Consider the following 24,623-nt stretch of genomic DNA (forward strand, 5'->3'; position numbering starts at 1 on the left):
CCGGTTGGCCAGCGAGTGATATCGACGCATTGATGCCCTGGAACTTCAGGAAGTAACGGCCTCACGTCACCGCTTACGATGAAACCCAGTTGCGCAAGCGTGAAGATCCGATCTCGATCGAGGGAGGGCTAGAAGGAGAAATCGAAGCCGGCGAGTGTTTTGATGGTTGCCAGGCGACCCATTCGCAGTGCCGTTTTTATGCGGCTGTTCTCGCGCAGGGTCAGTTCTTCGGAAAGGAGAATATCAATTGCTTCGAGTGCCGAGAGTTCGCCATGCTCCAGGCGGCGGACAATATGATCGAGCGCTTCAAGAGCACGTGGCATCTTCAAGCCAACAAGGTCATGGCGAATGCGGTCGATCATCGACGGCACAGCATCGAGAGCGGCGCTCATGGGCGGTTCTCCTGTGCCATAGCTCTGGCGACGGCATCGTAGAAGGCAAGCGGCCGCTGTGTGACCCTGTCTCCGGATCCATGAAGAATGATCTCGTCGTTGTTGACGTGTGGTCGCGATCGCGGCGCTGAGCGATGGGTTCTGTGTCCTGGTTCGACACGGCGCTGATGGCGTCCTTCCAATACCGGATGCACAGCAATCAGCGCACCATCTTCGAAGATTCGGACCTCATTCGCCAAGGTGTGAACTTCGACGAGCCGCCGCCTGGTGGCATCGGGCACGCTGTAGGCGTTTCCACCGACGCTCACCATGCCCTCTCGAGATATCCTGCGCTCAAGCCGCAAAACCGATCGGAACGGAGCCAGAGGCAAGGGACGCAGATGAAAGCGCTCTTCAACGAAGGCTTCCATGACGACCCGCTGCGTTGTGGCGTGCACACGCGGATTGGCAACCGTATCAAGCCAATACCGGAGTTGGGCGTTGAGATCATCAAGGTTGCGAAACGAGCGCGCCAGGAAGAAGTCTTCGCGAATATAGCGGAATGGCCGCTCGACCTTTCCCTTCGTTTTGGCGCGATATGGTTTGCAGGCCTTTGGGTGAAAGCCGTAATGGCGAGCGAGATCGAGCAGAGCGCGGTTATAAACAATGCCGCCCGTTTCGCCTTCGCCGATGACCGCAGTCTTCATTCGGTCGTAAAGGATCTCGCGCGGAACGCCGCCGATCGCATCGAACGCTGCCACGTGGCATCGCAGCACCGTTGGCAGATCCTGATGCATAACAAAGCGCGCCCAGATGAGACGGCTATGGCCCAGCACCATAGAAAACAACCAGACGATCCTGGGGGTTGCCGGCTCATCGGTGAAGACAACATGGAATTGGGCGAAATCCACCTGGGCCTGTTCGCCGGGAGCTGTTTCGAACCGAACTTCAAACCCGTGTTCGGAGGTCGGGCGGACGTCTCTGAGAAAGTCCGTAACAGCAGTGTAGCCGCCGGCGTATCCGCGTTCCTTCAGCTCTCGCAGGAGCCGCCGTCCGCTAAGGCCGGGATAGGCTGCAACCCGTTCACGCAAATACGCAGTGAACGGATCAATGACCGTCGCCCGAGGCTTCCTTGGTCCATAGGCCGGTGCCTCAAGGCCACGCTCGATATATTTGCGGATTGTCTTTCGATCGACGCCGGTCTGCCTGGCGATCGCAGACACCGACAAGCCCTGCCGGTGTAAATCTAAGATCATGACTATCTCCCCGAGTTTGATCACCACCAGTCCCCTCTCGACCATCGAGAGTAGTATCGGTGATGGCGTGCCGCCGGTCTTCCGGGGCGCGCCCCGGAAGACCGGCGGCATCGCTAAACTGGGGAAGATTCAAACGGCACTTCTGGGGAGTATTGATCCGGTATCGACAAGTGGGCGACCATCGCGACGCTCCTGCAAACGGCAAAGATGAATGCCGTCGATCCGCAAGCCTGGCTTACCCAGGCACTTGAGCGCCTCGCAAATGGATGGCCCAGCAGCGAAATCCACGCCCTCATGCCGTGGAACCACGACGCCTGAATGGCCCCAGCTTGTCGCTTACGAAGTTCTCCTGCCGCGAATGCGAGAAGATTGCTTAAGCTATTGGACTACTCCTTACCTCACTGAGGCGGCCATCAACCCTGGGCACATCTCCACGGGAAATCAGCCACTTCTTCGGCGACCGCGCGCCAGCCGAGATCATAAGGAATCTGGCCTCAGTTATTGAGCATATAAGGTCGCAACAGACGCTCTAACAGCAGCCCGATAGCGACGCTACCAAGCGCCCAAGCGCAGAGGTATGTCTTGTCCAGAAATTGACCAGGGTACCCGAGATAATAGGCCGATCTAATCCACTCTACACTATGAAATAACGGATTCCAGGAGCAAACGTAGACGAGTTCTTCCGGGAAAGCTTGCAAGTAGATGGGCGCACCGGATGACAGATAGAACCCCACCATCGATAGTGCGTATATCATGGAAAACATGGGCACAATCGCCGAAATTACACTCGCTACGATCCCGAAGCCCAGTGCCAAAACAACTGTGACTACATAAGCCAGAAGCGCCTCAGACGGTTGAGTTGGTAGCGGATCCGACCCCAAAGAAACTAGAAATGTGAACATTATACCGAGAGCGATAATAATACCCATAAACTCAAGAAACGCTCGCGCGAGCACGATATCCAAGAGCCGTACTACAGGAAAAGCCATCATAGATTTATTCGCTACGATCGAAATCGACATGAAACGTGACAAATAGGTAAAGGTTAGCGCTGGCATGAGCCCTGTTGCGAAGAATAGTCGTAGATCATCGCCGAAGGCGGTGTCCCTTCCCATGACGCTATAAACGATCAGCAGCACGACAATGTGAGTGACTGGGAACAACGGAACAATGAGAAAACCGAGGCCGTGGTTGAAAAATCGGCTGCGGATATCTCTCAAAACGACTGCATGCATCACATTGATCTTCTGTTGAAGTGCATACCTCACAGACGCTTGCGGCCGATCGGGTGGGGCGGTAGCCAGCAAATCCATCCTGCTAATCAAGCCTCCATCTACATTAAAGTGTCATATCAATTATCAGTCCAGTTTCTTTCGCGCTAAGAGAAGAAGACCACTTGCTACCCCCCACACCCCAACGAAGCATAAGAGATTCAGGAACATCCCAAGCACAACTTTTGGATACTTTGCCTCGTCAGGGACGGTAGGCTCTGTGAAGTTGTCAATGTAGACCAATTGGAGTGATTTAACGAGTTTGATCTTCTCAAGGTCACTTATCGCCGACTCCAAGCGGCCCTCAGCCATCTTCAGATCAAGTTTTAGACTGTCAAAGACGCCAGAATATGTCGCAAGGCTGTCGCTGGGATCATTCATAGAGCCCGCGGCCCGATCTCTAAGGCCTCTCGCCTGCTCCTCCAGACCGGCAAGTCTTCTATCCATCTCGGCAACTTGCGGAGTGTCAACCCTAACGCTCTTTACCAATGCCGCGCGGCGGCTTCTAAGATCAGCGATACTAGCTTCCAAACCCGTTAATACGGATGTTATACTTTCGGCGGAAAGATCAATATCGAACACGCCCGTTCTATTCTGCTCTTCCTTAATCTTTGACCGCAGCGCGCTCACCTCGGTCGTCGCGCTATCAACATCTCTTTGAGTAGAGATCAGCAAATCATCCCACATTCCTGAGCTTAGATTATTTATTTGCGCTTCGGCCAAACGGAGAACTGCGCCGACAAGAAGGTGGGCCTCTTTTGAAGTATATGCTTTTACCTCTAACTCTACGATACCGCTTTTTGGATTGACCGACGCCGTATAGTGTTTCTTCCAATATTCAAGTAATTCGTCTTGGGTCGCATCGTTAGGTAATCTTGAGACGAAGTCGATATCGGACCGGCCAAATATCCTACGTAAAGAAAGCGACTTATCTAGATCCTGGATAATTGCGGGGCTACCGATATAGTTAAGGAGGACGGCCGTGTCCTGGACTATCTTTTCTTTCGGTTCGACGTCGCTGCCCGCATATCGATCCCGTGAAAGCAGCGGAGCAGAGGAACGGACGACGAAGCGAACCTCGGAGGCGAAGCCTGGGCTGGCAATGAATGCATAGTAAATCGCGGTCGCTGACACTGGTATTACCAATGCCACAATTGTGCAAAGTGCGAAGAGTATCGAAAAAGCCCGGTCTCGTGCGCGCGGTGCTAGGCCCGCTAAACGATACAAATTGCGACGACTGCGGTTCTCAAGAGTTAGAACACGCGCGTACGAACTGAGGGCCGCTGCCATCCGCTGGCTACGCACGAGTAGCGGCATACGTGCCGCGGGCGTCAGTTGGTTATCATCCATTTGATCGTCTTTCGAGAACACGCGCGATAAAACTAGCGATTAAGGCGCATGTATGTCGCAATTCCTTGCTCTACACTGTCAAATTGTACCATCTGGCCATCGATCAAAACGATTACCACATCGCAGTAGTCCTTGATCGTGGTCATGTCGTGAGAGATCATGATTACATCCGATTTCAAGCGCCGTTCCTTGAAGGCATCCCGGCAGCGCTTCTGAAAATTTGAGTCACCTACCGCTGTAATCTCATCTACCAAGTAGCAATCGAACTCAATTGCCATAGAAAGGCCGAAGGCGAAGCGAGCCATCATTCCCGACGAGTACGTCCTGATCGGTTCGTTGAGGTATGCTCCAATCTCCGCAAAGTCAGCCACAAACCGGAATACCCGATGAAAATCTTCTCCGTAGGCGCGCGCTACGAACTTCAGGTTTTCCTTTCCACTCAATTGCGTGTTTAGCCCGTTTGCAAAACCCAGTGGCCAGGAGACCCTAACTTTGCGGTGAATTCGCCCTTGATTTGGGAGTTCTGCGCCGGAGATCAGCCGCATTGTCGTCGATTTCCCGGCGCCGTTGACGCCGAGCAATCCATAGGAGCGCCCAGATGTGAGTTCAATGGACTGGTTCCGGAGAATGTATCGTCGGTGCGCAGCGGTCTTGTAGTATTTTGTTACGCTTTCTAGACTGATCATTTTAGACTCTATGATCCTCTATCGACATCCAGATCAACGTCGCCGTCATCCAGAGAGTAAACAGGCCGGCGGTAAGTATAATCCATTCAGAGAGGCGATCCGGGTACGTCGAGTCTTCAGGTCTCATTGAGTCTGAAAATACAGATATAAAAGTTGTTCGCTTGAGCGCCGTTGACCTAGCCGTATCTAGGTTTCTAACCGTCGATTTGTACAGAGTTTCCGAGACTAATTTTTTCGTCTCCAGGCGAGAGAACTCGGTTAGGCTATTTGATAGCTGGTGTTCTACAGAAGTATCTGTTCCTGCGATGGAATTCTGACGCAATTTGATCTGATCATCGAGCGCTTGGATCGAGCGGCGAATTTGACGGCCTCGCGGAGTGTTGGAGGCATCCGCGGACTCAAGGGACTTAAGATCGACCTCAAGCTTAAGCTTTTCCGCGGTTAACTTCGCGATAATCGCGAATTCCATTTTTGCCGCAGATAAGGGATCAAGGATACCGGTCTGATTTTGGAACTCTCGCAGCTCGTCCAATGTGACGCGATACTGTTCCAGGCGGCCAAGCACATCTGCTTCAGCGCGGCTGACAAGATCACTTTTTGCCTTTTCCGAAATCTTGTCGATCATTTCATTCGATGCTGCGAGAGCGGCGCCTGATATCAATGCCGCGTCTTCGGGTGAAAACGCGCGGACCGTGAGAACGATGATTCCTGATGGGCCATCCACGTAGGTGTCTACGTGGCGGTTCCAATATTTATGCAGGTCTTCAAATGAGGCTTCCGGTCGCAGTCGTGAGAGTGGGTCGATATCGCTCTTCGAATAAAAGTCTCGAAGATCTAACTTCGCCTCGAGTAATCGCACGATCTGAGGGGATCTAAGGTAATTCGCGACGATATACGCGTCTTGAGTAAGTGAATCTCCGCCTATTATCGAGCGCCCACTTCTTTTTTCGGACGAATCGAAGCGTTCACTTACACCTATCGTGCGAACCACCATTCGGATCTCTGTGATGTACTGGCTGCTTGCGACCATAAAATAATAAAATGCAGAGACAACGCTGGGTATAACTACAAACGCAAAGAGAGAGTTACGCTTTGTGAAAAGAACATTAAACGCCTTACCGGCGAGGTGACGCCACTTCGTGCTTAGCCCACGTTCTGTTCGTTGTCGGTCTGAGGCCTCTTTTTTCGCTGCGACGTTGTCGTAACTGATCTGTAAACTCATTTGTAGTCCCTGTCGCAATCGCGCGCTGGCGATCAAAAAACCAGTTCAGTGTGGCCTACTAGCGACGCACTTTGACGTTACTTTGGCGACCCGTCGGGTGGTCCGTTTCAAGAACGTCGAGTAGCGGCAGCATTCGCTGCTACATACTGGCCTTTTATCGCCGCCCAGGTCGAGTACAGATCAAACGAAACACGGCAACGAAGGGAGCTCCACGCCGTCTACACTTCTTAGGTAGCAAATCAACATGCTCCTCCTGCCACGACTGTCACGCAAAAATCGCGTGGGCGGCATTTGCGTTCCTAGATTTTTTCTCTGTTCTAAAACCTGGCGCATCATTCCGGAAGTTGCGCCGCAACTAGATTGTCCGCACGCCTGACTTGGGTAGCGACACGACAAGGTAGTTGTTCGTTCCGGCTCGTATACGCCCGTCAATTAGCGGCGGTCTCAAGGTGTGGCTTTAAAAGAATTGTCACACAATCGAGATTTGGGACGCCCCAAGGATGCACAGTTTGCTCAGCCACTACGAAGCCGGCCGCTTTTGCAAGGCCAGCAAATATCTCTGCAGACATGTAGTTTCGCCAATGGGGATTCTTCTTGAAATCAGCATTTGGACCGGCCTTGGTGTAATTCGAGTGGTGTACCAATGCGTATCCGCCCGGTTTTAAAACACGGAAGAACTCCGGCAAATATGCTTCGACAATCCTCAGTGGAAAATGTACCATGCTATCAAAAGTGTAGAAAAAAGTGCAAGACGCTTCACCTATGTCACCCAAATCGTATCCGTTACATGCTCTTACTTCTACTCTCTGATTGTTTTGGTACTTTGCTCTGCAATACTCGATGTTGTGCTTGTTCACGTCGACCATCGATACTCGACCAGCACGCCGAAGCAAGAAGTCCGTGTTGCGACCATAGCCGCACGCGAAGTCAACAACCTCGGAGTAATCAATCGCGTGCCGTGCGAGTGCCGGCTCCACATAACCATTCCAATGCATTTCCATGTCGCGTTCGGCGGCTTTGTGGTAGTCCTCCGCGACCTCCTTGCCCCAAAGAAGGCTGTTCTTTTTTACGAGGCTTTTCAGATTGTTTTGAAACATTTGATCTTCTCATTTTCGCTGCGTCATAACGCCCTGCGGGCCTATACCACGTATGGATTGCGAAGTGAAATCAGGGACCGAGGATCGAGCGCCGTTGAGCCTTCTGGATGAAGTGATACAGAACCAAATCAGCCTCAAGTAGGTGTTCGACCGTGCCGATCTCCCTGAGGATATCCGCGAGCTGATGCACTGGCTCAAGCTGGCGCTTCATCTGGACAGAACCGTGCGGCAAGCCGAGCAATTCTTCGATGTTTTCCGGGAAGCTAGTATCACTGTTCCCCGCATCGAACAATGTGAATTGTGACAATGCATCAAGTGCGGTTGATACCGACTCAAGACGTGCAGGCTCCGAAGGATTGGCTGCGACGAGTTGTTGAGTGAAGGGCGAGGAAAGGATATTCAGCGTGTCTTTAGGGGCGTGCCGGATCGCTCGACGAACTGCCGCCTCATCATGGACCTCGAGTCCGTTGAAGAAATCCATCACAGGCTTAAATATAGTCTGGTCTCGAGGGGGAACGAAATTGAATTGATGTTGTTTATATCTACTAAAGACAAAAAGGCGCAATGCTAATTCGTAGAATGGATCTCGAAGAGCAGCTATCGTTATTTCGATATTGTAGTCTATGTAAACCAAGTAATTCTTCAAAAGAACTCGTCCAGAGACGTATACGGATGGCTGATGAATAATTTCCAGCATTTGCCGGACCGTTTCAAACCCATAGTGTTCGGCGCGGTGTTCGAAGAACTGGAAATGGGGCTTGAGGCAAAGATCTAATTCGCTGTGAGGCACGTACGAGGTTTCAAGCCGGAAAACCTTCTTAGGTATGTATTGGCCTGGTTGTGCGCGACGGTAGAATACCAGGCCGGTTTCGGGATCTGATAACTCAACCTTGTTGGCTGTGCTGATCCCGGCGACATTTTCTTCGGTGAGGACAAATGCTACATTGCCGGTTTCATGCAGCCCTTGTTTGAAAGCCCCGTCAACATATAACCAGCATTCGATGTCTGCTGTTCCAGCACCGTCATTGATCCGGACGCGTACCTTGGGTTTTGTCGCAAACCCGTCCGGAACGAGATAGCCATGAATCTCGGTTCCCGTGTCTTGGTGGACGCAGAAGTTCATTGAGTTACGCTGAGGTTACGGTGCATCGCTGTTAGTACGACTTAAGTCCATATATGCGGACTGGCGTGAGAGCAATGGCATCTCTATGATTAGTATCTCGCGTGGTGTTGGGATTCAATAATTTTGTGTCAGTTTGGCACATTAACACATCAGGCCTTAAATAGTTTCCGATCTAGCGACAGGCGGTCCCTTACAAAGGCCGGGAATTTTTCGTGGTTTGCGCCCAGATAATGGCCAACCACCGTCGCCACCTGTTGAGCAGCCCTGGCCGATCTCTCTCGATAGCCCACCGGACCATAGCGATCATCAAGACCTTGCACAAAGGCGCTCACCGCGTACTTCGCTGCTGCTGCGACGGCGGGAACCGCGCGTGGAGATAACCGGTACCCAAAGTGCTTGGAGAAATTTAACGATTCATCAAATGCCCGCCTCAGTTGATCTAATGGGGTGTACTCGTGTGAGTGGTACACTACAGCGTCGGGCGCATATGCCTTGTGGAAGCCCGCCTCGATAATCTCGCGGGCCCAGAGTTGATCTTCAGCGAAGTCGACGTCTGGATAAGGGATTCTTTCCCAAATAGATTTACGCATTAGAGAGTTGTTGTCAGAGTAAAAGTGCAAGAATTGACGCCACGCAAGATCAGTTAAGTAGCGGTGAATGTCCATATCGCGGTATACGATAAGGGGGTACTCCATGAAATTCTGGAAATGGAGGTCAAGATCGTACTTTGTAAATGCCGACGCTGACTCGTAAGCTACATGACGACCGAACACACCCGCGATACGAGTGTCTTTCTCCGCTGTGGCAACAAGATTTGAAAGCCAGTATTCATCTTTCGGTGTAGCGTCGTGCGTCAAGAATGCAACAAACTCCGAGTCGGCGGCTGCAACACCCAGGTTTCGGGTTCGGCCGTGACCGAAATCTTCCGGCCGAATCTCAATGAGACGCACGCGATTCAATTCGCGAAGAAACTGCCGCGTACCATCGCTTGAGCCAGAGTCAATCGCGATTACTTCATATGACCAAGGCGTTTTCTGGTTAAGGACTTTGTCCATCACCCTTGGCAGTGAGTAAATGGCATTTTTGGTAGGTATGATGACGGTACAATGATGCCGTGGCACTAGAGCGCTCCTTCTGATGCGAGTTTAACTCGCGTTTGGATCGCCGCTTCGATTTTTCTAGATGATTTTTCCCACGAAAGCTCGTCAACAAAGGAGAGCCCGCCAGCCCGAAGGCGCTCACGTTCTTCAGCATGATTAAGTAAATACTCAATCGTATCGGCAATGCCCTCGGGTGTGGGTTTGGCAAATGCGATCGCACTCGACGGGAAAATTGATCGCACCGTCTCAAGGTCGAGGTCGATGACCGGGAGGCCGCATGCCATCATTTCCTTATTAACCAACGAATGGTTGGTGGCCGAGAAAACGACGCCGAGAGCTGACTCTCTGTAGACGGATGCCAGTTCCGTGCCACTCAAGATCCCAAGGTCGCGATATGGAAAGCCAACGTTGAGCTTTCCTAATTGCCAGCCGAAAAAGTCTACCTCGAAGTCTACGCCTCGGGCATTCAATATTTCTAGAGCCATGAATGCGAGTTCCACTGCCCGACGAGGAGTTACGTAACGCGCGTAAAGTGCGATCCGGTTCTGGCTTCGGCGGTGCTCCTTGTCGCCTAGGTTGTACACGTCCTCATCGTATGCGAGTGGCCATGACATTGACCAGCGCTTGAACTCGTTTGACATGCGATTGTGTAGCCAATCTCCGGCGCAGAGGCAGTCAAAATCAAAATGGTATGTCGCCTCTGTTAAGAGGGATTCGGCTCCAGCAGGATAGAATGCTGGCTCATAGTCCTGAACAAAGTAAAACTTGCGGACAAAGCGCGACATAGCATTCACAGGATAGCAGGTATACCGATCTGTGGCTATTAGCGCGTCTCCTTCAACGTCTGGCGTCTCATTTTTAAAGAACCTGACTTCACCGCTAAATGGTTGAAAATATTTATTAATCGTCTCAAGAGCTGCATTCGGTGTAGCATGAACTGACGGATTCTGAATGAGAAAGCGAACATTGTGACCGAAGCGTTCGAGGTGGCTCGCAACGCGGAAGATGGTCATGTGCCCGCCTGCACCAGGCAAAAAATCGGGGATAATCCAAGTAATCCGAAGGTGTTTCAGGTCCACGCTCTCGAAAGGGGGGCGGCCGATAGAGGGCTTGTAGTTTATAAAGTTCTTTAGATGCTCGACTCTTTTTTCGATCTGACTCTGGCGCCGCTGAAGTGGGCCAAATGTGCTTCTAATTAGTCGAACCAAGATGGATACAGACACTCGTAATACCCCCGTCTCCGCCGCGTCGAACAAAGCCTGACGCTTTGCCCTTGTCACTGACTGGGCTTCAAACTGCAAGCGACGTCCAAGGTTTTTGTGGGGGAGATTGGCAATCTGGAAGCTGATTTGGGGAAATTTGATCGTAAGTAAAACCTACCGAAATCTCGATAAAGACCACGGTCAACTGATCGTGCGCAACAAGCTGGCACTTAGAACGAAACACCTTTGGACCGCCGGTTCTCTTCAATTACGGCACGGTCACGACATCACGAGTAGTCGATGCCCATAGAATTCGCTAGAACTCCACAATGGATTTGTGTCGTGGGCTGAGATGAAGTTCGCGTGACTTCCGAGCTCTGGTGCGCGACGCGCGAATGAAACTAAAACTCCCTTGTGCGTGTCGACCGCGCGCAACGGGCAAAGGAAGAGCTTATTCGACGTGAACAGGAAGGGTGCCAGGTTTGGCTTTCGCTCAAGGAAGCGTCCCACCGTCTCGACCACCCCAAGACATTCGTTGAGAAAGTCGTCGATGGCAATAATCCCTTGTGGATGTAGGTTATCATAGACGATCGGAATATCCCATTGCACGTCAGGGCATCATCATACAAGATCGACAGGTATTTCCCCCCCATAGACGCCAATCTCCAACATTGATCCAGTTAAAGACGTTTCAGTTTGGCTGGTCAGCAATTCTGCCGTGACCCGCCCTGCATATGGTAACATCCAGCCGGGGATTTTGTCGGTTCTGTCTCGCAAATAGTCCAAGGTCGTTGATTGTATCACGTTCCCTGTTCCAGATCTGGTGTGTGTTGCTTCTACCGTGAATTGCATCAAGAATTACTAGAAACGAAAGCTCAAATTCAGTGAAAAAGTCACCGGTGGTAACAATGGCGATGTGTTTCGCTGATTATGGGAAATCGGTGCTCGTTAGCGGGCTGATGCTTTGACACTTAACCCTCTGAACTGAAAGGTTGCAGTGTTCAATCCAGTCAGTTCATATCCGATGTTCATACCGCCGATTTTGTAATCAGAGAGATGGCGGGATTGGATCATGCCTTTTTCGTATGCCATCTCCACAGCTCGCTTGGCGAAAGGGAGGATATCGCCATGGAAACGGACCCATTCTCCTCGATGAGTGCTCGCGCGCGACAAATTCAAAGAAGGTATATGGTAGATTAGCCTCTTTGTTCCGAGATCAATCTGTGTTCGATCACGCTCCTGTGTCTGTACAAAATAGCGATCGTCATAAGTGCTAATCGATAGCCACACATATTCCCCATATCCGGGCGTGCGTTGGTTAAGGTTCTGAATCGAAAAATTCACTGGGAATATTATCGCATGCCGGTCTCTGTCGTAGCCAGACTTGATGTTTCGGTCATCGTGTATCTTCCGGAAGTCTAGGTTGAAGATGAGATTCTGCATATTTGCGAGGGAGGGTGTGTCCCTCGCATAGGCGCCCGGAGCTGTGATGGTTTGTTGTAGGATCAAATTGGGTAGCGAGGATCGGTCACTTTTGTAGTTACCATCTAATTCGTGCTGCCCATCTACGGCTAGTTCCACGCGCCCTTCAGGGAATACAACGATCCTCTTGTCAGAGTTTTCCCATCCGTAGCCATCCCCGAAAAACTGACCCGTGGCTGTAATATTGCTTCGGCTGCCCCACTGAGCGGCCTCCCAGACTGGTTTTATGTCGGCAGTATCCGGGCGAAATGGCGTCTTGAGTTCATAGCGATTACCATTTGCGCACGCCGGGTCACGATCGGGCGCGTTGCATGCTGGTATTGCCGCGATCCCTGCAGCAAATTTCGGATCAGCAATCAGCTCTATTGGGTCAGCACCGTCTGCTCGATCCCATACGCTCATGAGCCTTTCGGCAAACGCTGCTCTTGGCGGATTGAATGGGAGGCTCGCCAGTAGCAAAGCAATCCAATACAAAATTATTATCGTTAGATTTTTCATATCCATCCCAACAAACACCAGCCTTGGCAAGCATACGATAGTTTACCGCCGGCAGGACCACATCCTCCACTCCCCCCCGCAAAATTATTGGGTGGGTGGATACCGGGGCTTCGAGCAACCCCGCCGGCTGTCAAAAGCTCTCTTGAATGATGGTAGGCTTCTCTCCGTTAACCAACGGTGGTGTCTGGCCTGGAAAACACTCGTCGGATTGATCGGTCAGAACGAGAACAACACATCTCTCAAATTCTAGAGGAAGGTATGGTTGGTTTTCTGGGGCTTGTTCACCAATTAGGCGCTTCGTTGAGCCTGCCCGATGCCGAATGGCCTTTCAACAGGCGGTGAGATGCAGCGGAGTTTGCAGCCACGGGTCTTTCTTCGGCAATAGGGCATAAGGCTTGGTGGAGTCGAAAGTGCGCGCCCTCGCACTAGGTTCTGTACTCATAAATGGGATTCCCATTGCGGGCGGTGCGTGATTCAAAGTCCTGCACAGGAGTTTGAATGGCACGGTTTGATCTTAAAGATCGGGCATGGGCGCTGATTGCCCCGTTGCTTCCCAACAAGCCGCGGGGCGTGGCCCGAACGGATGATCGGCGGATTTTGAACGCGATCTTTTACGGTGCTCAGGCCACCGTGGCGCGACCCTCCGGAACGTACGCCCGTACATGACGGCCTGCAATCGCTACAATCGATGCCTAGGCGGGCGTGTGGCTTTGGGTCTTCGAGGCTCTCGCGGCGATTTCACCTTAGTCGATGCAGTTGATTGGCTCTGCCACCGTCCGTGCCCATCAGCACGCTGCCGGGGGAAAAAATGCTCGGATCACGCTATCGGCCGCTCTCGTGGAGGACTGACCAGCAAGATCCATGTGGTGATCGACGAACGTGGGTTGCCGGTCCGTCTCGCTCTCACACAAGGACAGGCCTCTGACAAGGCCAAGCACCTGGCCTGCTCGACGGATTGCCGACATCCGGCGTTATTGCGGATCGTTGCTACGACTGGCAGCACTATAAAAGGGTGCCATTGTGAGCGTAGAATTTTGGGGGTCAACGTGGCACGCTACACTTGGCATAAAACACAACTCGTTTACGATCCGCCTCTCCCGGGGTTGGGGCCGAGCGTCAGCTAGGTCGGCACCACATTCGTGGCAAAAAATCTTATTGGGTCGAAAGAACAAATCAATGAGCGATCAACTTGGAACTGACACGGCGGATTATCTTCAGAAGACATTGCAGGCGGCGGTGCGGGACCAACGTACCGTCGACGAGAAAAGGGGGAGCATGACGCCGCTTTTGGACGGGATGTCGTTCTACGAGAGTATTCGTCATGACGACGACCGAGGGAGCGTAACCGAATTATTTGACCCTCGTTGGGGGTGGCATCCCGATCCAATTGTGTTTTCATACGTCTTTACAGTGCGGCCTGGGATGGTCAAGGGATGGGGTCTCCACAAGCAACATGAGGACCGCTACTTCGTTTTGAGCGGCGAATTAGAGCTCGTGCTGTACGATCCAAGGCCTGAGTCGAATACTTGTGGAAAAATCTGTAAGGTCTACTTGTCGGGGAGTCGGCCGCGGCTCGTAAACGTTCCAAAGTTTGTTTGGCATGCTGACCGCAGTATTGGCACATCGGACGCTGTGGTGGTGAATTTTCCAACAATTCAGTATGATCATTCGAATCCCGACAAGTATCGGCTCCCGCTGGATACGGACCTGATCCCATACAGCTTCGAAGGCGCCATTGGATGGTGAGCCGGCCCCTAATATCTATTTTGATGCCCACGCATACACGCGTCGATGTTATCGGTTTCGCGATAGAGTCGGTACTGAAGCAAACCGTCGATGACTTCGAACTTCTTGTCGTTGGAGACGGATGTCCCGCCAGCACCGCGGATGTGATTAGCGGCTTTAAAGATGATCGAATCCGCTTTTTTGATCTACCAAAGGCGCCGCATTATGGATATGCGAACAGAAACATTGCACTCCGCGAGGCGCGGGGCAGATTAATAGGCTTCGCCGCGGATGATGACATCCTTCTGCGGGATCACTTTCAATTGTTGCTCGATTGTCTCCGAGGCGGTGCTGCGATCGCTCATAGTCAGGCCTTATGGGTTTCGGCAGACGGGATAACAGCTCCTTTCATGACCAATCTTGAAATGGCGGACGAGCTCTTTCACTTCATGGAGCGGACAAACACGATACCGGCGAGCTGCTTCCTTTATCGAGCTGACAGCTTGCCGTCGTTGGACGCTTGGCGCGAGGACTTACCACGTGCGGCGGATTGGCGGTTATGGCAACGTATAATACGCGAAAACCGCCAAGCAGGTGTCTCTCATTGTCGCCAGCCCACGTTGTTGCATTTTTCCGCTCGATGGAAGCGTTCGCGAAACTCGGGGATGGCCGAATTTGCCACTCTGCTTGATATTGCCGACTCCGCTGATTGGTGGCCCGCAGAATTGCGGGTGCACATCCCTCCGGGCAAATCCGAGCAGCAATTGTACTCCGATCTCCTCAACGCCAATCCAGAAGAATGGACTCGCGGGATTCGGCAGGCAGCGCGCGATCTTACCGTTCGGCTAGCATGGGATGATTTGCAAATTTTGCGCCCAGCACTGCAGGCTGCCAGTGAAGAGTTTACAACAGTGCAATCTGAGCTTTCATCCGCGCGCACGGAGATCGCCACTACGAAAACCCGTGCCGCTTTAGCGGAAGAGCTTTTAGCGACGGAGAGGAAAGAAATGCAAGCTTGCCAAGCGGAAAGGCAGGCGCTGAACGAACGTCTCGAGACCACATTGAAAGATCTCAGATGCCTCACGACCGAGGTTGAGCGGCTGTCAAACGAAGCTAATGCGATGCGGTTGACGGTGGCTTGGCGTGTGAGGCAAACGATTGCGCGAGCCTGGTGTGGCCGCAACAAGGAACGATGAGGGGGCGACCGACTTCGGGCCGCAATGCAACACGCAAGGAAGTAAAGCCGGTCGCCCCAGCGGCGTCAAACGATCCATCCCCAAGCCACTCGTTTCCTGCTCGATGATCGCTCGCACATTAAGCCAACTAGAGACTTGTTAGGATGCAGTTGATGTCCCTGAGCTTTTGAGCGAAGCAGTCCGAATCCATCGAATTAAATTGTCTTGGCTCGGCTCGGTCGGTTCCATCTGTTCGGCCGCAGTTGTGCACAGCGCTTCCTTTATTATGTCACCTAGTTGCTTGTGAAGCATCTGTGCCGTGCCTATATCGAGGCGCAATCTTGCCGCGATTTGAGCAACCGGCTGGTTACCATTATCAGAAATCGCTTGCCCAAGTCCGAGATATACAACCGTGTTATGGTGTCTCGCCTCGGTCACTAGGTCGACATAGAGAACTGGCACTCCATCATCTCTTATGTCCCACAATTCCGCGCCCATAGGCAGTCGCCGCCCGGACTTAACGACCATTTCATTGTCACTCATGTCAATCTCGCAAATACCAACGATTCGCTTTGTCAGTGTTCCTTTGTTTTAGATTCAATTGCTAGTGGAGTCGAGTGGCGCGTGTCTCACGCCTTACGCACTTGCTGTTGAGCCGGAAGCGCTCGCCCGGTGGTCTGTAAGAGTTAGTCAAGGAGTGGCAATTCGCGGTATTGGCTGAAGACTGCCAACACCGCGAGAAATTGCGCACTAAGGCGGCTTTTGAATCGGTTTCCGATGTCTCGGACTTGGGTCCCGCCCCACCCACGCAAAGTGGTGTGAGGTTTGGTGGTAGGGGCAGGGCATTTCGGTCGGCCTTGCCTGCATATATCACATACCAGTGAAGCAGCCCTCGGTTACTTCACTTCGCGATCTCACCATATCATAACGAATGTCTTAATGAACGCGTGGGCGCTTGTTGAAAACAAGACATCCGCCCAGGTGGTTTAGGCATGTCTCGGTAGTGGTGAATTCTCCGGCAAATGTTCTAGGCAGAACCAGTTCGGGGCGGCCCAGCTTGTGGCGAAGCCGAAGCCACCCAGTTTCGTACAGCCTGGATGCTCACACCTGTGGTTCTGGTCGACCGAAGTCTTTCTTGCCCCAAAACCCTTTTCGCCGCTCATATGTTGCCCTCAATTTTATAGCTCCGACTATTGCCTTGGCTGGTCGGAGTCAACGTGAAGTTTCGCTGGAGGTACTGTGGGGCAAGCGCCTGTCAGCCCGTGGCTAACCTCCACCATTCACTTGGAACGACTTGTTCGCGCATCGGAATTGGGGTCACACAGCCTTGAGTTCGCTACTCTGACGCCCGGTCCGCCATTCGGTGCGGCTCCCTGTTCAAAGAAGACAATCCCTCGCTCTTCGTAGACTCGCTTGACCGCCTCTAGCGTCACCGGCTGAGGTCCTCTCGGTCCGGGCATGTCCTGCTCGACCCTGCTCACAGTGTTAGCAGTGACCTTCGCAAGCTCAGCGACCTCGCGTACTCCTAATTTAAGTATTGCACGTGCAGCGCGGGCTTGAGCAGGATTCACGGCGACCTCATATTTATTTCGATACACGGTATTGACAAACAATTACGCCAGTTATAGATACACGGCATCGATATCTCCTTCAACGTTTCAGCGTGATTCGCTGGGCGTATTGCGCCTTGCGCACCTACGCCTGCCCTTGACGAGCTTCGGAGCGTCGACATGGAACTACGACAACTCTCCTATTTCGTTGCCGTTGCCGAGGAACTGCACTTCAATCGCGCGGCTGCGCGCATGTGCATTGCCCAACCGGCGCTGAGTTCGCACATCCAGGCGCTGGAGAAGGAGCTGGGTGTGCGACTGTTGGAGCGGTCGACGCGGCGGGTTGAGCTGACGCGGGCAGGGGAGGTTTTCTACGATCGGGCGGTTCGGATCATCGGCGATGTCGGGCTGTCGATGGAGGTGGCGCGTTCGGTTGCCGGCAAGGCAGCGCGGACGATCAAGATCGGAACCGTCTATCCGGCGACCATAGGCGTGCTACCCGCGTTTCTTGCGCGCATCGGCCGGAAATTCCCGGATGTCGCGCTTCATGTAACGAGTGGCTCGACCAGCGACATCATCCGCGGACTGGAAAACGGCCAGATCAATCTCGGCTTCATCCGCCCGGTCGAAAACATCGGCTCCTTGCGCTTTTTCTCGATCGCGCATGAGCGCTATCTGCTGGCCGTCGAAAAGGCGAGCCCGCTCGCGCTTCGAAGCGAGATCGACATCGAGGACCTTCGCTCCGAGAGAATCATCGCCTTTTCCCGCCAGAACTTTTCCTATAGCGAGCGCTATTTCTCCGAGATGTTCGAAACCCATGGTCTGACCGGCAATATCGCCTACAGCTGCGACGATAGCTTCTCGCTGGTGTCGCTCGTCTCCGCGGGGCTCGGTATCGGCTTTGCGCCGGAATGGACCAAGGATCTGCCGAACCGCAACTTCGAGCTCAAGCCCGTCCGAGGCGTCGACCTGAAGATCGGGCTTGGAGTTGCCTGGAACAAGGAAGATCCGACCGCGTCTCGCGACGACATCATCGATATTGCCCGGACGCTGGCGCGGCCGGGCAGGTAAGATCGGCCACGATTCCGTTTGCCGCCCTCGCTTGCGCATAACCGCGCGGCAACTAGTCACTAACAACGCGGTCTCTCACGTCTTCCCATGCATTCTCGTTTGATTGTGAACCAGCGCGAGATTGGCGGGGTTTGTGAAGCCTAACTTCAGTGGGTGCAGCCGCAATACTTGGGCCTATGCCAGACCGTTGAGCCGCCAAAGCGCCCACCCCGCAAATTGGGGAGCACTTTTGTCCCTTTCGCAATGGGTATGGAACACAGACCTTCATTGGCATTTCCGGGAAGCGCCCGGCAAGGCCGGAGATGCGCCTAATGCTCCGTTCCTTACACGGCCGTATGGCGCTACCCGGAATCGGCGGAAATTCGCACCGAGCCGGGAGCAAATGTTATGGTCAGCCCCCATTTTGACGTCAACGTGATCAGTCGTGGAAAAGGACGAAGCGCCGTACTTTCCGCAGCATACAGGCACCGAGCGAAGATGTACTTTGAGCGCGAAGCCAGTACGGCGAACTATTCTGAAAAGCATGATCTTTTGCACGAGGAATTTGCCATTCCCGTCGATGCGCCGGAGTGGTTGCGGTCGATTGCGGCTGATCCCTCCGCCGCACGTGCATCGGAAGCATTCTGGAACCACGTGGAGAATTTCGAGGAGAGACTGGACGCGCAGCTTGCCAAGGATGTGACACTTGCACTTCCAATCGAGCTTACGACCGATCAGAACATTGCATTGGTGCGCGAGTTCGTCGAGCAACATGTCCTAGGGAACGGCATGGTGGCTGATTGGGTCTATCACAACACTCCCGGAAATCCTCATGCACATCTTATGATGACGCTTCGGCCACTCACCGTCCAAGGCTTTGGATCGAAGAAAATTAAGGTGGTTTCAACCGATGGTACGCCGCGGCGCAGCTCCAACGGCAGAATTGTGTACCGAAATTGGGTTGGCGGACTTGCTGAATTCAATGCCTTTCGTGACGGTTGGTTCGCTTGCCAAAATCGTCATTTGGCGCTTGCTGGTCTCGATCTCCGGATTGATGGGAGATCATTCGAGCGGCAGGGCATCGGCCTTGCGCCAATCATCCGCTTTAGCGCTGAGACGAAGGCAATCGAGCGGAGAATAGAGAGCGAAAAGACACCGGTTCTGCGAAAACCGAAGTCGATTGAATTGCAAGCGGAGCGGCGCGCACAGAATGCCCGCCGCATTCAACGCCGGCCGGAAATAGCGCTTGACCTCATTGCCAGCCAGAAAAGTGTCTTCGACGAACGCGACATCGCCAAGGTGCTTCATCGATATACCGACGATGAGAGGGTGTTCGCCCAACTCATGGCACGTATCCTCCAATCTCCGGAGATCTTGCGTATCGATCGCGAGCGTATTGACTTAATGACTGGAGCTCGTTTTCCAGCCAAATACACGACGCGGAAACTGATCCGTCTGGAAGCCGAAATGGCCAAACGTGCTGCTTGGTTGGCGCGTCAATCATCCCACGGCATCCGTAAAGAGCTGACGCGTGCTATGTCCGTGTCGCGCCTGTCCAAAGAGCAACAGGCGGCCATCGCGAATGTTACAGGTGGGGGCCGACTTACTGCGGTAGTTGGTCGTGCCGGCGCCGGCAAGACCACAATGATGAAGGTTGCGCGGGAAATCTGGGAGGCGGCCGGGTATCAAGTGGTCGGGGGCGCACTCGCCGGCAAGGCTGCAGAGGGATTGGAGAAGGAGGCGGGGATTTGCGCCGCAACACTTTCTTCTTGGGAGCGGCGTTGGGCAAATGGACGCGCCACCGTCAACAACAAGACAGTGTTCGTTCTTGATGAGGCGGGTATGGTCTCGTCGCGGCAGTTGGCGTTCCTGATCGAGACCGTCGCCAAGGAGGGAGCGAAACTTGTTTTGGTTGGCGATCCGGATCAACTCCAGCCAATCGAGGCGGGTGCACCATTTCGCGCCATTGTGGAGCGCGTCGGCTACTCTGAACTGGATACTATTTACCGCCAACGCCAAGACTGGATGCGAACGGCGTCACTGGCCCTCGCTCGCGGACAAGTCGGGGACGCGGTCCGTGCCTACGGAGTCCACGACAGAATCGTCAGCACCGGACTGAAAGCCGAAGCAGTAGAAGCGCTAATCGCCGATTGGGACAGAGACCACGACCCAACAAAGACCGCATTGATACTCGCGCATTTGCGTCGCGACGTTCGGACATTAAACGAGAAGGCGCGTGCTAAACTGGTCGAGCGCGGTATGGTTGGAAAAGGGCTTCCATTTGCTACGCAAGAGGGAGTGCGCCACTTTGCGCCGGGCGACCAAATTATCTTCTTGAAAAACGACGGAATGCTAAACGTCAAGAACGGAATGATCGGTCGTGTGCTCGAAGCTCGCCTTAATCGGATCGTAGTGGAGGTTGGTGATCGCGGCCATTGCCGCCCTGTGACCGTGGAGAGCCGAACATACCCCAACGTAGACCTTGGTTACGCTACCACGATACACAAAAGCCAGGGTACCACGGTCGATAATGTGAAGTTACTAGCTTCCCTCTCACTCGATCGACATCTCGCTTATGTCGGTATGACGCGACACCGCGAAGAGCTAGCGATCTACTACGGGCGACGCTCATTCGAACATGTCGGTGGGCTGGTTTCAGTATTGTCTCGCGCAAATGCAAAGGAATCGACGCTCGACTACACAGATCGTTCCCTCTACCGGCATGCCTTGCGTTTTGCCGAGGTTCGAGGTTTGCACTTGATGGCAGTGGCACGCACGCTCGTTCGTGATCGTCTCGAATGGACTGTCCGACAGAAGCAGCGGCTTAGGGACCTTGTTCAGAGGTTGATGACGATTGGCCAACTCTTCCCGCTCACCACCGCAGTCGCGCAAATGAAGCAATCCGGCGCAACCGAGAACAAACTTCCAATGCTAGCGGGAATCAAGACCTTCCCTAAGACCCTTGTGGAGACAATTGAGGAGAGGCTTTCGGCCGATGCGAGTCTGAAACACCAATGGGAGGACGTGGGCTTGCGTCTTCGGCTCGTCTACGCTGATCCGCAGATGGCCTTCAATGCGATTGATGTCGAGGCCATGCTCAAGAACGAAGACGTGGCCGGCGCAACTCTTGCCAAGATTGCACGTAGTCCCGAGACGTTTGGTGCCATCAATGGAAAGAGTGGAGTGCTTGCTTGGCGAACTGACAAACAGGACCGCGAGCGCGCGCTTGCGAACGTGCCCGCACTTTCACGGAACCTCGCGCTCTACATCCGGCTTCGCCACCAAGCAGAGGAGAAATACCGAGCGGAGGAGCAGAAACTGCGAACGAAGCTCGCGATTGACATCCCGGCGCTTTCACCACAGGCGAGGCAGGTTCTGACGGAGGCACGAGACGCGATTGGCCGCAAGGATGTGCAAAGTGTTCTCCAAGTTGTGCATGCCGACAGCAAGGTGAGGGCCGAGCTTGAATGGTTCTCGAAGGCCGTGACCGAGAGGTTTGGTGAGCGCACTTTTCTCGCAAGCGCGGCGAGGGACGCCAATGGAGCGGTTTTCAACGAGGTTGCAGCTGGGATGGCCGCGGTCCAAAGGGAAGATTTGCGGGCGGCCTGGAATCTCTTGCGGACAATACAACAAGTTGCTGCCCATGAGCGATTGACCCTTTCGTTGAAGCAAGCAGCGTCTCTACGCCAAACCAGGAGCCAAGGGTTGTCGCCCAGATGACGAAACGCGCGTGGTGAACGGATATGGCGTTTCTCACAGGCAGGGCCGGAAAGGGCAACTGGCTATCGCGTCTCTATTCTCAATAGCGCGGTCGGTCCGTCGCTGGTCGTGCTAAAGGATCAATGAGTTCCGTGGCATCAAATCGGTTCGCGATCATATGGTTGGTATCGCTCGCCGCTTTAGGCTTTCCATTGAAGTGTTGAGGTGGTGTAACGTGAGGCTTCGGACGCGTCCAGGCTGATGGAGAGAGCCGTGATTCAGCTTCATGACGCGGGGCTGTGGCGAGAGCGCGGAGTTTTTTGTGGAGTACCATAATGTTTCTGATTGACCGTGAACTTCAGGCGCTCGTGGCGTTTCGGCGCGAACTGCACCGGCGACCGGAGGTCTCAGGCGAGGAGCGGGAGACGGCGGAAACGATCGTTGCGGCGTTGGCTGATACGAAGCCGGATGTGGTGATGACAGGTCTTGGCGGGCATGGGGTGGCGGCGATCTATGAAGGTCGCGAGCCTGGTCCCACGGTGATGGTGCGGGCCGAGCTGGACGGGCTGCCGATCGAGGAGATTTCGGAGGTCGGACATCGCTCGGAGATTACGGGCAAGGGGCATCTCTGCGGCCATGACGGGCACATGACAATCCTGATGGCGCTCGCCAAGGGATTGGGGCGCGAGCGGCCGATGAAGGGCCGCGCGCTCTTGATGTTCCAACCGGCGGAGGAGAACGGCGCAGGTGCGGCGGCCGTGCTCGCCGATCCGAAATTTCCAGAGATCAAGCCGGACCTGGTTTTCTCGCTGCACAATTTTCCGGGATTAAGCTTTGGCCATGTGGCGCTGCGTACCGGGCCGGTCAATTGCGCCTCGCGTGGCATGCGGATTGCGCTTTTCGGCAAGACGGCGCATGCCTCGACGCCGGAGGACGGCATTGCGCCGACCTTTGCTGTTGCCGCGCTGCTTTCGGGCCTGACGGCGCTTGGCAATAACGGGCCGCTCGACGAGGATTATACGCTGGTGACGGTGACGCATGCCCGCCTCGGCGAGGCGGCCTTCGGCATCAGCCCCGGCTATGCCGAGATCTGGGCGACGCTGCGGACGCTGACCGACGAACGCATGGCCGATCTCGTGGCCCGCGCCGAGGCGCTGGTTGCCAAGGAGACGGAGGCTGCGGGGCTGAAGGTTACGATCGGCTACGAAGACGTGTTCCACCAATGCAGCAATGCGGAAGCGGCAGTCATCGCGCTGGAACGCGCCATGGACGAGGAGGGCGTCAGCCACGATCACGGCGAGGGCGTGTTGCCGATGAAGGGGTCGGAGGATTTCGGGCTCTTCGGGCGGGTGGCGCCCGCGGCGATGTTCTTCCTTGGCGCCGGCGAGAACCACGCGCGGCTGCACAATCCGGACTATGATTTTCCTGACGGGCTGATCGGCATGGGCGCACGGGTGTTCATGCGGGCGATCCGCAACGAGCTGGGGTGAGGGCAGCGCCGGAAGATCGCTTGCTCAACGGTTGTTGTGACGGCACTCTCAGAAATTGCGCAGTTCCCGACGGAGAGTCGTTTCGCGCCGCGTCCGGATTTGCCTTTAGGAGGACCAAATGGATGAGCCATTTCAGCTTCCGTGATGGGGTTTGCCTCGCGATTGCCATGGCGGGAATGGCGAGCGCTTACGCGGCGGATATGCCCGTTGCAGATATCGTTCCTGCGCCGCGACAGACTGAGAGTGTTAGTCTGCAGGACTTCATCAAGGCCAATCCGGATTGCCTGGAGTTCACCGATCAGTGCTCGCATTGCGCGGTCGTCAACGGCGTTGCCGAATGCTCGGCGGCGGAGATAGCTTGCATCAAGGGAGAGAACCAGTGCACTAAGCGGACAGCTAAATAGAACATTGCGGTCAGAAATTTCCCAGCAACATGCAAGGACCGGTTTCCTAAGCTGCCTTCCGAAGCTCCGAGATCTTTTGGAACTCTGCCAAGATATCTGGCGCTTTTTCCTTCGTCGGCGTGTGTCCACGCGATTTCGAAGCGACGCTTAGCGGCATAGCGCTCGATGGCGGCGATCTGGTTGTCGGTCGAGTACTTCTGATGCTCGGTCGACATCCGAACGTAGATCGCCGCGCGAGCCTTGGGTTGCTCGTCCGAGGGTGGTTGTTCGTCGTCGTTCTCAGTCCAACCGATAACCATGACGTGCCGGTATATCACGTGTGAATTGAGGTCAGAATGCCGGAGTATAGACTGGGGAGGTGGGCAGTATGGATCTGAATACGGGCACAATGGTTCCAGTATCAGCGCGCGCCGCTAGAGACGATTACTTTGCCGCCGTTGCGGCGGCACTGCGTCGCGAATTGGGTGGGGGAGGCCGTGCGATAAAGACGATCATGCGCTGGACAGGCGCGAGTGGCCGAACGGCAAAGTATTGGCTAGCCGGCGATCGCGGCCCCGACGGATGGCACCTCGTTCTGCTGGCCAGACACTCTGATGAAGTGTTGCAGGTTGCGCTCGCAATGGCACACCGCGATATTCTGTCTGTCACACTCGAACTGCGTGCAGCGGAAGCGGCCTTGGACCGAGCAAGTGCAATTCTCAAAGCATTGCGATGATATTGATGCGATGAGGCGCCTAACATCTATCGTTATGCGTGGAAGGCCCGCCGCCACTGAGTGAATCGGTAGTGCTGCCGACCAAATCACTCCGGGATTGCATAGGCTCGCGTTCCAACCCCCCCTTGCCTTAACGGCCTTGACGTGGCTAGTCTAC

At 54.2% G+C, this 24,623-nt stretch carries 19 protein-coding genes and 3 pseudogenes; 9 read left to right on the top strand and 13 right to left on the bottom strand.

The annotated features are described in order from the left end of the window. Positions 1-131: 131 nt before the first annotated feature. Positions 132-392 (bottom strand): annotated as a pseudogene (locus tag V7S54_RS30455) (ATP-binding protein); the annotation flags it as partial. Beyond that, positions 389-1,651 carry an IS21 family transposase gene (gene istA, locus V7S54_RS30460; protein ID WP_268088872.1) on the bottom strand — a complete coding sequence of 421 codons (1,263 nt, stop codon included), beginning with the start codon at positions 1,649-1,651 and terminating at the stop codon, positions 389-391. The gene istA and the pseudogene V7S54_RS30455, both read right to left, overlap by 4 nt. A 147-nt stretch (positions 1,652-1,798) precedes the next feature. Between istA and V7S54_RS30465 the strand changes: the two are divergent. Beyond that, positions 1,799-1,945 (top strand): annotated as a pseudogene (locus V7S54_RS30465) (transposase domain-containing protein); the annotation flags it as partial. A 176-nt stretch (positions 1,946-2,121) separates the two neighbouring features. On the opposite strand, the gene V7S54_RS30470 reads toward V7S54_RS30465, so the two are convergent. The 9 genes from V7S54_RS30470 to V7S54_RS30510 all read right to left on the bottom strand — a co-directional run bounded on the left by V7S54_RS30470 (position 2,122) and on the right by V7S54_RS30510 (position 12,562). Next, positions 2,122-2,862: an ABC transporter permease gene (locus tag V7S54_RS30470; RefSeq protein WP_336409747.1), complete on the bottom strand. Its 741-nt coding sequence runs from the start codon at positions 2,860-2,862 to the stop codon at positions 2,122-2,124. Positions 2,863-2,985: 123 nt separating this feature from the next. Continuing rightward, positions 2,986-4,032, bottom strand: a complete 1,047-nt coding sequence (locus tag V7S54_RS30475; protein WP_336409746.1) for a hypothetical protein — start codon at positions 4,030-4,032, stop codon at positions 2,986-2,988. Positions 4,033-4,280: 248 nt separating this feature from the next. Next, the gene (locus V7S54_RS30480; RefSeq protein ID WP_336409745.1) at positions 4,281-4,934 is read right to left on the bottom strand and encodes an ABC transporter ATP-binding protein; all 654 of its coding nucleotides are present in this window, start codon (positions 4,932-4,934) and stop codon (positions 4,281-4,283) included. 1 nt (position 4,935) lies between these two features. Continuing rightward, a complete protein-coding gene (locus tag V7S54_RS30485; RefSeq protein ID WP_336409744.1) occupies positions 4,936-6,156 on the bottom strand; it encodes a hypothetical protein in 1,221 nt (406 codons plus the stop codon). A 428-nt stretch (positions 6,157-6,584) separates the two neighbouring features. After that, entirely contained in the window at positions 6,585-7,253 is a 669-nt protein-coding gene (locus tag V7S54_RS30490; protein WP_336409743.1) for a class I SAM-dependent methyltransferase, read from the bottom strand. Between the two features lie 70 nt (positions 7,254-7,323). Beyond that, entirely contained in the window at positions 7,324-8,376 is a 1,053-nt protein-coding gene (locus V7S54_RS30495) for a hypothetical protein (RefSeq protein ID WP_336409742.1), read from the bottom strand. 149 nt (positions 8,377-8,525) lie between these two features. After that, a complete protein-coding gene (locus V7S54_RS30500) occupies positions 8,526-9,497 on the bottom strand; it encodes a glycosyltransferase family 2 protein (protein ID WP_336409741.1) in 972 nt (323 codons plus the stop codon). Continuing rightward, positions 9,497-10,489 (bottom strand): rhamnosyltransferase WsaF family glycosyltransferase, encoded by a 993-nt coding sequence (locus V7S54_RS30505; protein ID WP_336409740.1) that lies wholly within the window; start codon positions 10,487-10,489, stop codon positions 9,497-9,499. The genes V7S54_RS30500 and V7S54_RS30505 overlap by 1 nt, the downstream gene beginning before the upstream one ends. A 1,137-nt stretch (positions 10,490-11,626) precedes the next feature. Then, the gene (locus V7S54_RS30510) at positions 11,627-12,562 is read right to left on the bottom strand and encodes a hypothetical protein (RefSeq protein WP_336409739.1); all 936 of its coding nucleotides are present in this window, start codon (positions 12,560-12,562) and stop codon (positions 11,627-11,629) included. 594 nt (positions 12,563-13,156) lie between these two features. Between V7S54_RS30510 and V7S54_RS33365 the strand changes: the two genes are divergently transcribed. From V7S54_RS33365 to V7S54_RS30525, 4 genes and pseudogenes are all read left to right on the top strand, one after another. Next, positions 13,157-13,324, top strand: coding sequence for a transposase (locus V7S54_RS33365; protein ID WP_442892634.1), 168 nt, complete (start codon positions 13,157-13,159; stop codon positions 13,322-13,324). A gap of 149 nt (positions 13,325-13,473) precedes the next feature. Then, a pseudogene (locus V7S54_RS30515) lies at positions 13,474-13,584 on the top strand (IS5/IS1182 family transposase); the annotation flags it as partial. A gap of 250 nt (positions 13,585-13,834) precedes the next feature. Beyond that, entirely contained in the window at positions 13,835-14,404 is a 570-nt protein-coding gene (locus tag V7S54_RS30520; RefSeq protein ID WP_336409738.1) for a polysaccharide biosynthesis C-terminal domain-containing protein, read from the top strand. Beyond that, entirely contained in the window at positions 14,398-15,579 is a 1,182-nt protein-coding gene (locus V7S54_RS30525; RefSeq protein ID WP_336409737.1) for a glycosyltransferase, read from the top strand. Before V7S54_RS30520 ends, V7S54_RS30525 begins: the two co-directional genes overlap by 7 nt. 138 nt (positions 15,580-15,717) lie before the next feature. Here the strand turns inward: V7S54_RS30525 and V7S54_RS30530 are convergent, their stop codons facing one another. Beyond that, positions 15,718-16,101, bottom strand: coding sequence for a hypothetical protein (locus V7S54_RS30530; protein WP_336409736.1), 384 nt, complete (start codon positions 16,099-16,101; stop codon positions 15,718-15,720). 1,187 nt (positions 16,102-17,288) lie between these two features. Here V7S54_RS30530 and V7S54_RS30535 point away from each other — a divergent pair. The 3 genes from V7S54_RS30535 to V7S54_RS30545 all read left to right on the top strand — a co-directional run bounded on the left by V7S54_RS30535 (position 17,289) and on the right by V7S54_RS30545 (position 23,347). Then, positions 17,289-18,179, top strand: a complete 891-nt coding sequence (locus V7S54_RS30535) for a LysR family transcriptional regulator (protein WP_336409735.1) — start codon at positions 17,289-17,291, stop codon at positions 18,177-18,179. A 387-nt stretch (positions 18,180-18,566) separates the two neighbouring features. Further along, positions 18,567-21,878: a Ti-type conjugative transfer relaxase TraA gene (gene traA / locus V7S54_RS30540; RefSeq protein WP_336409734.1), complete on the top strand. Its 3,312-nt coding sequence runs from the start codon at positions 18,567-18,569 to the stop codon at positions 21,876-21,878. Positions 21,879-22,192: 314 nt separating this feature from the next. Next, positions 22,193-23,347 (top strand): amidohydrolase, encoded by a 1,155-nt coding sequence (locus V7S54_RS30545; RefSeq protein ID WP_336409733.1) that lies wholly within the window; start codon positions 22,193-22,195, stop codon positions 23,345-23,347. A gap of 298 nt (positions 23,348-23,645) precedes the next feature. On the opposite strand, the gene V7S54_RS30550 is transcribed toward V7S54_RS30545, so the two are convergent. Further along, positions 23,646-24,050 carry a recombinase family protein gene (locus V7S54_RS30550; RefSeq protein ID WP_336409732.1) on the bottom strand — a complete coding sequence of 135 codons (405 nt, stop codon included), beginning with the start codon at positions 24,048-24,050 and terminating at the stop codon, positions 23,646-23,648. Positions 24,051-24,118: 68 nt separating this feature from the next. Between V7S54_RS30550 and V7S54_RS30555 the strand changes: the two genes are divergently transcribed. After that, positions 24,119-24,466, top strand: coding sequence for a hypothetical protein (locus tag V7S54_RS30555; RefSeq protein WP_336409731.1), 348 nt, complete (start codon positions 24,119-24,121; stop codon positions 24,464-24,466). The last annotated feature ends 157 nt before the right edge of the window (positions 24,467-24,623 follow it).

Source organism: Ensifer sp. CCNWLY38, from assembly GCF_037120565.1.
GTDB classification, from domain to species: Bacteria; Pseudomonadota; Alphaproteobacteria; order Rhizobiales; family Rhizobiaceae; genus Ensifer; species Ensifer adhaerens_H.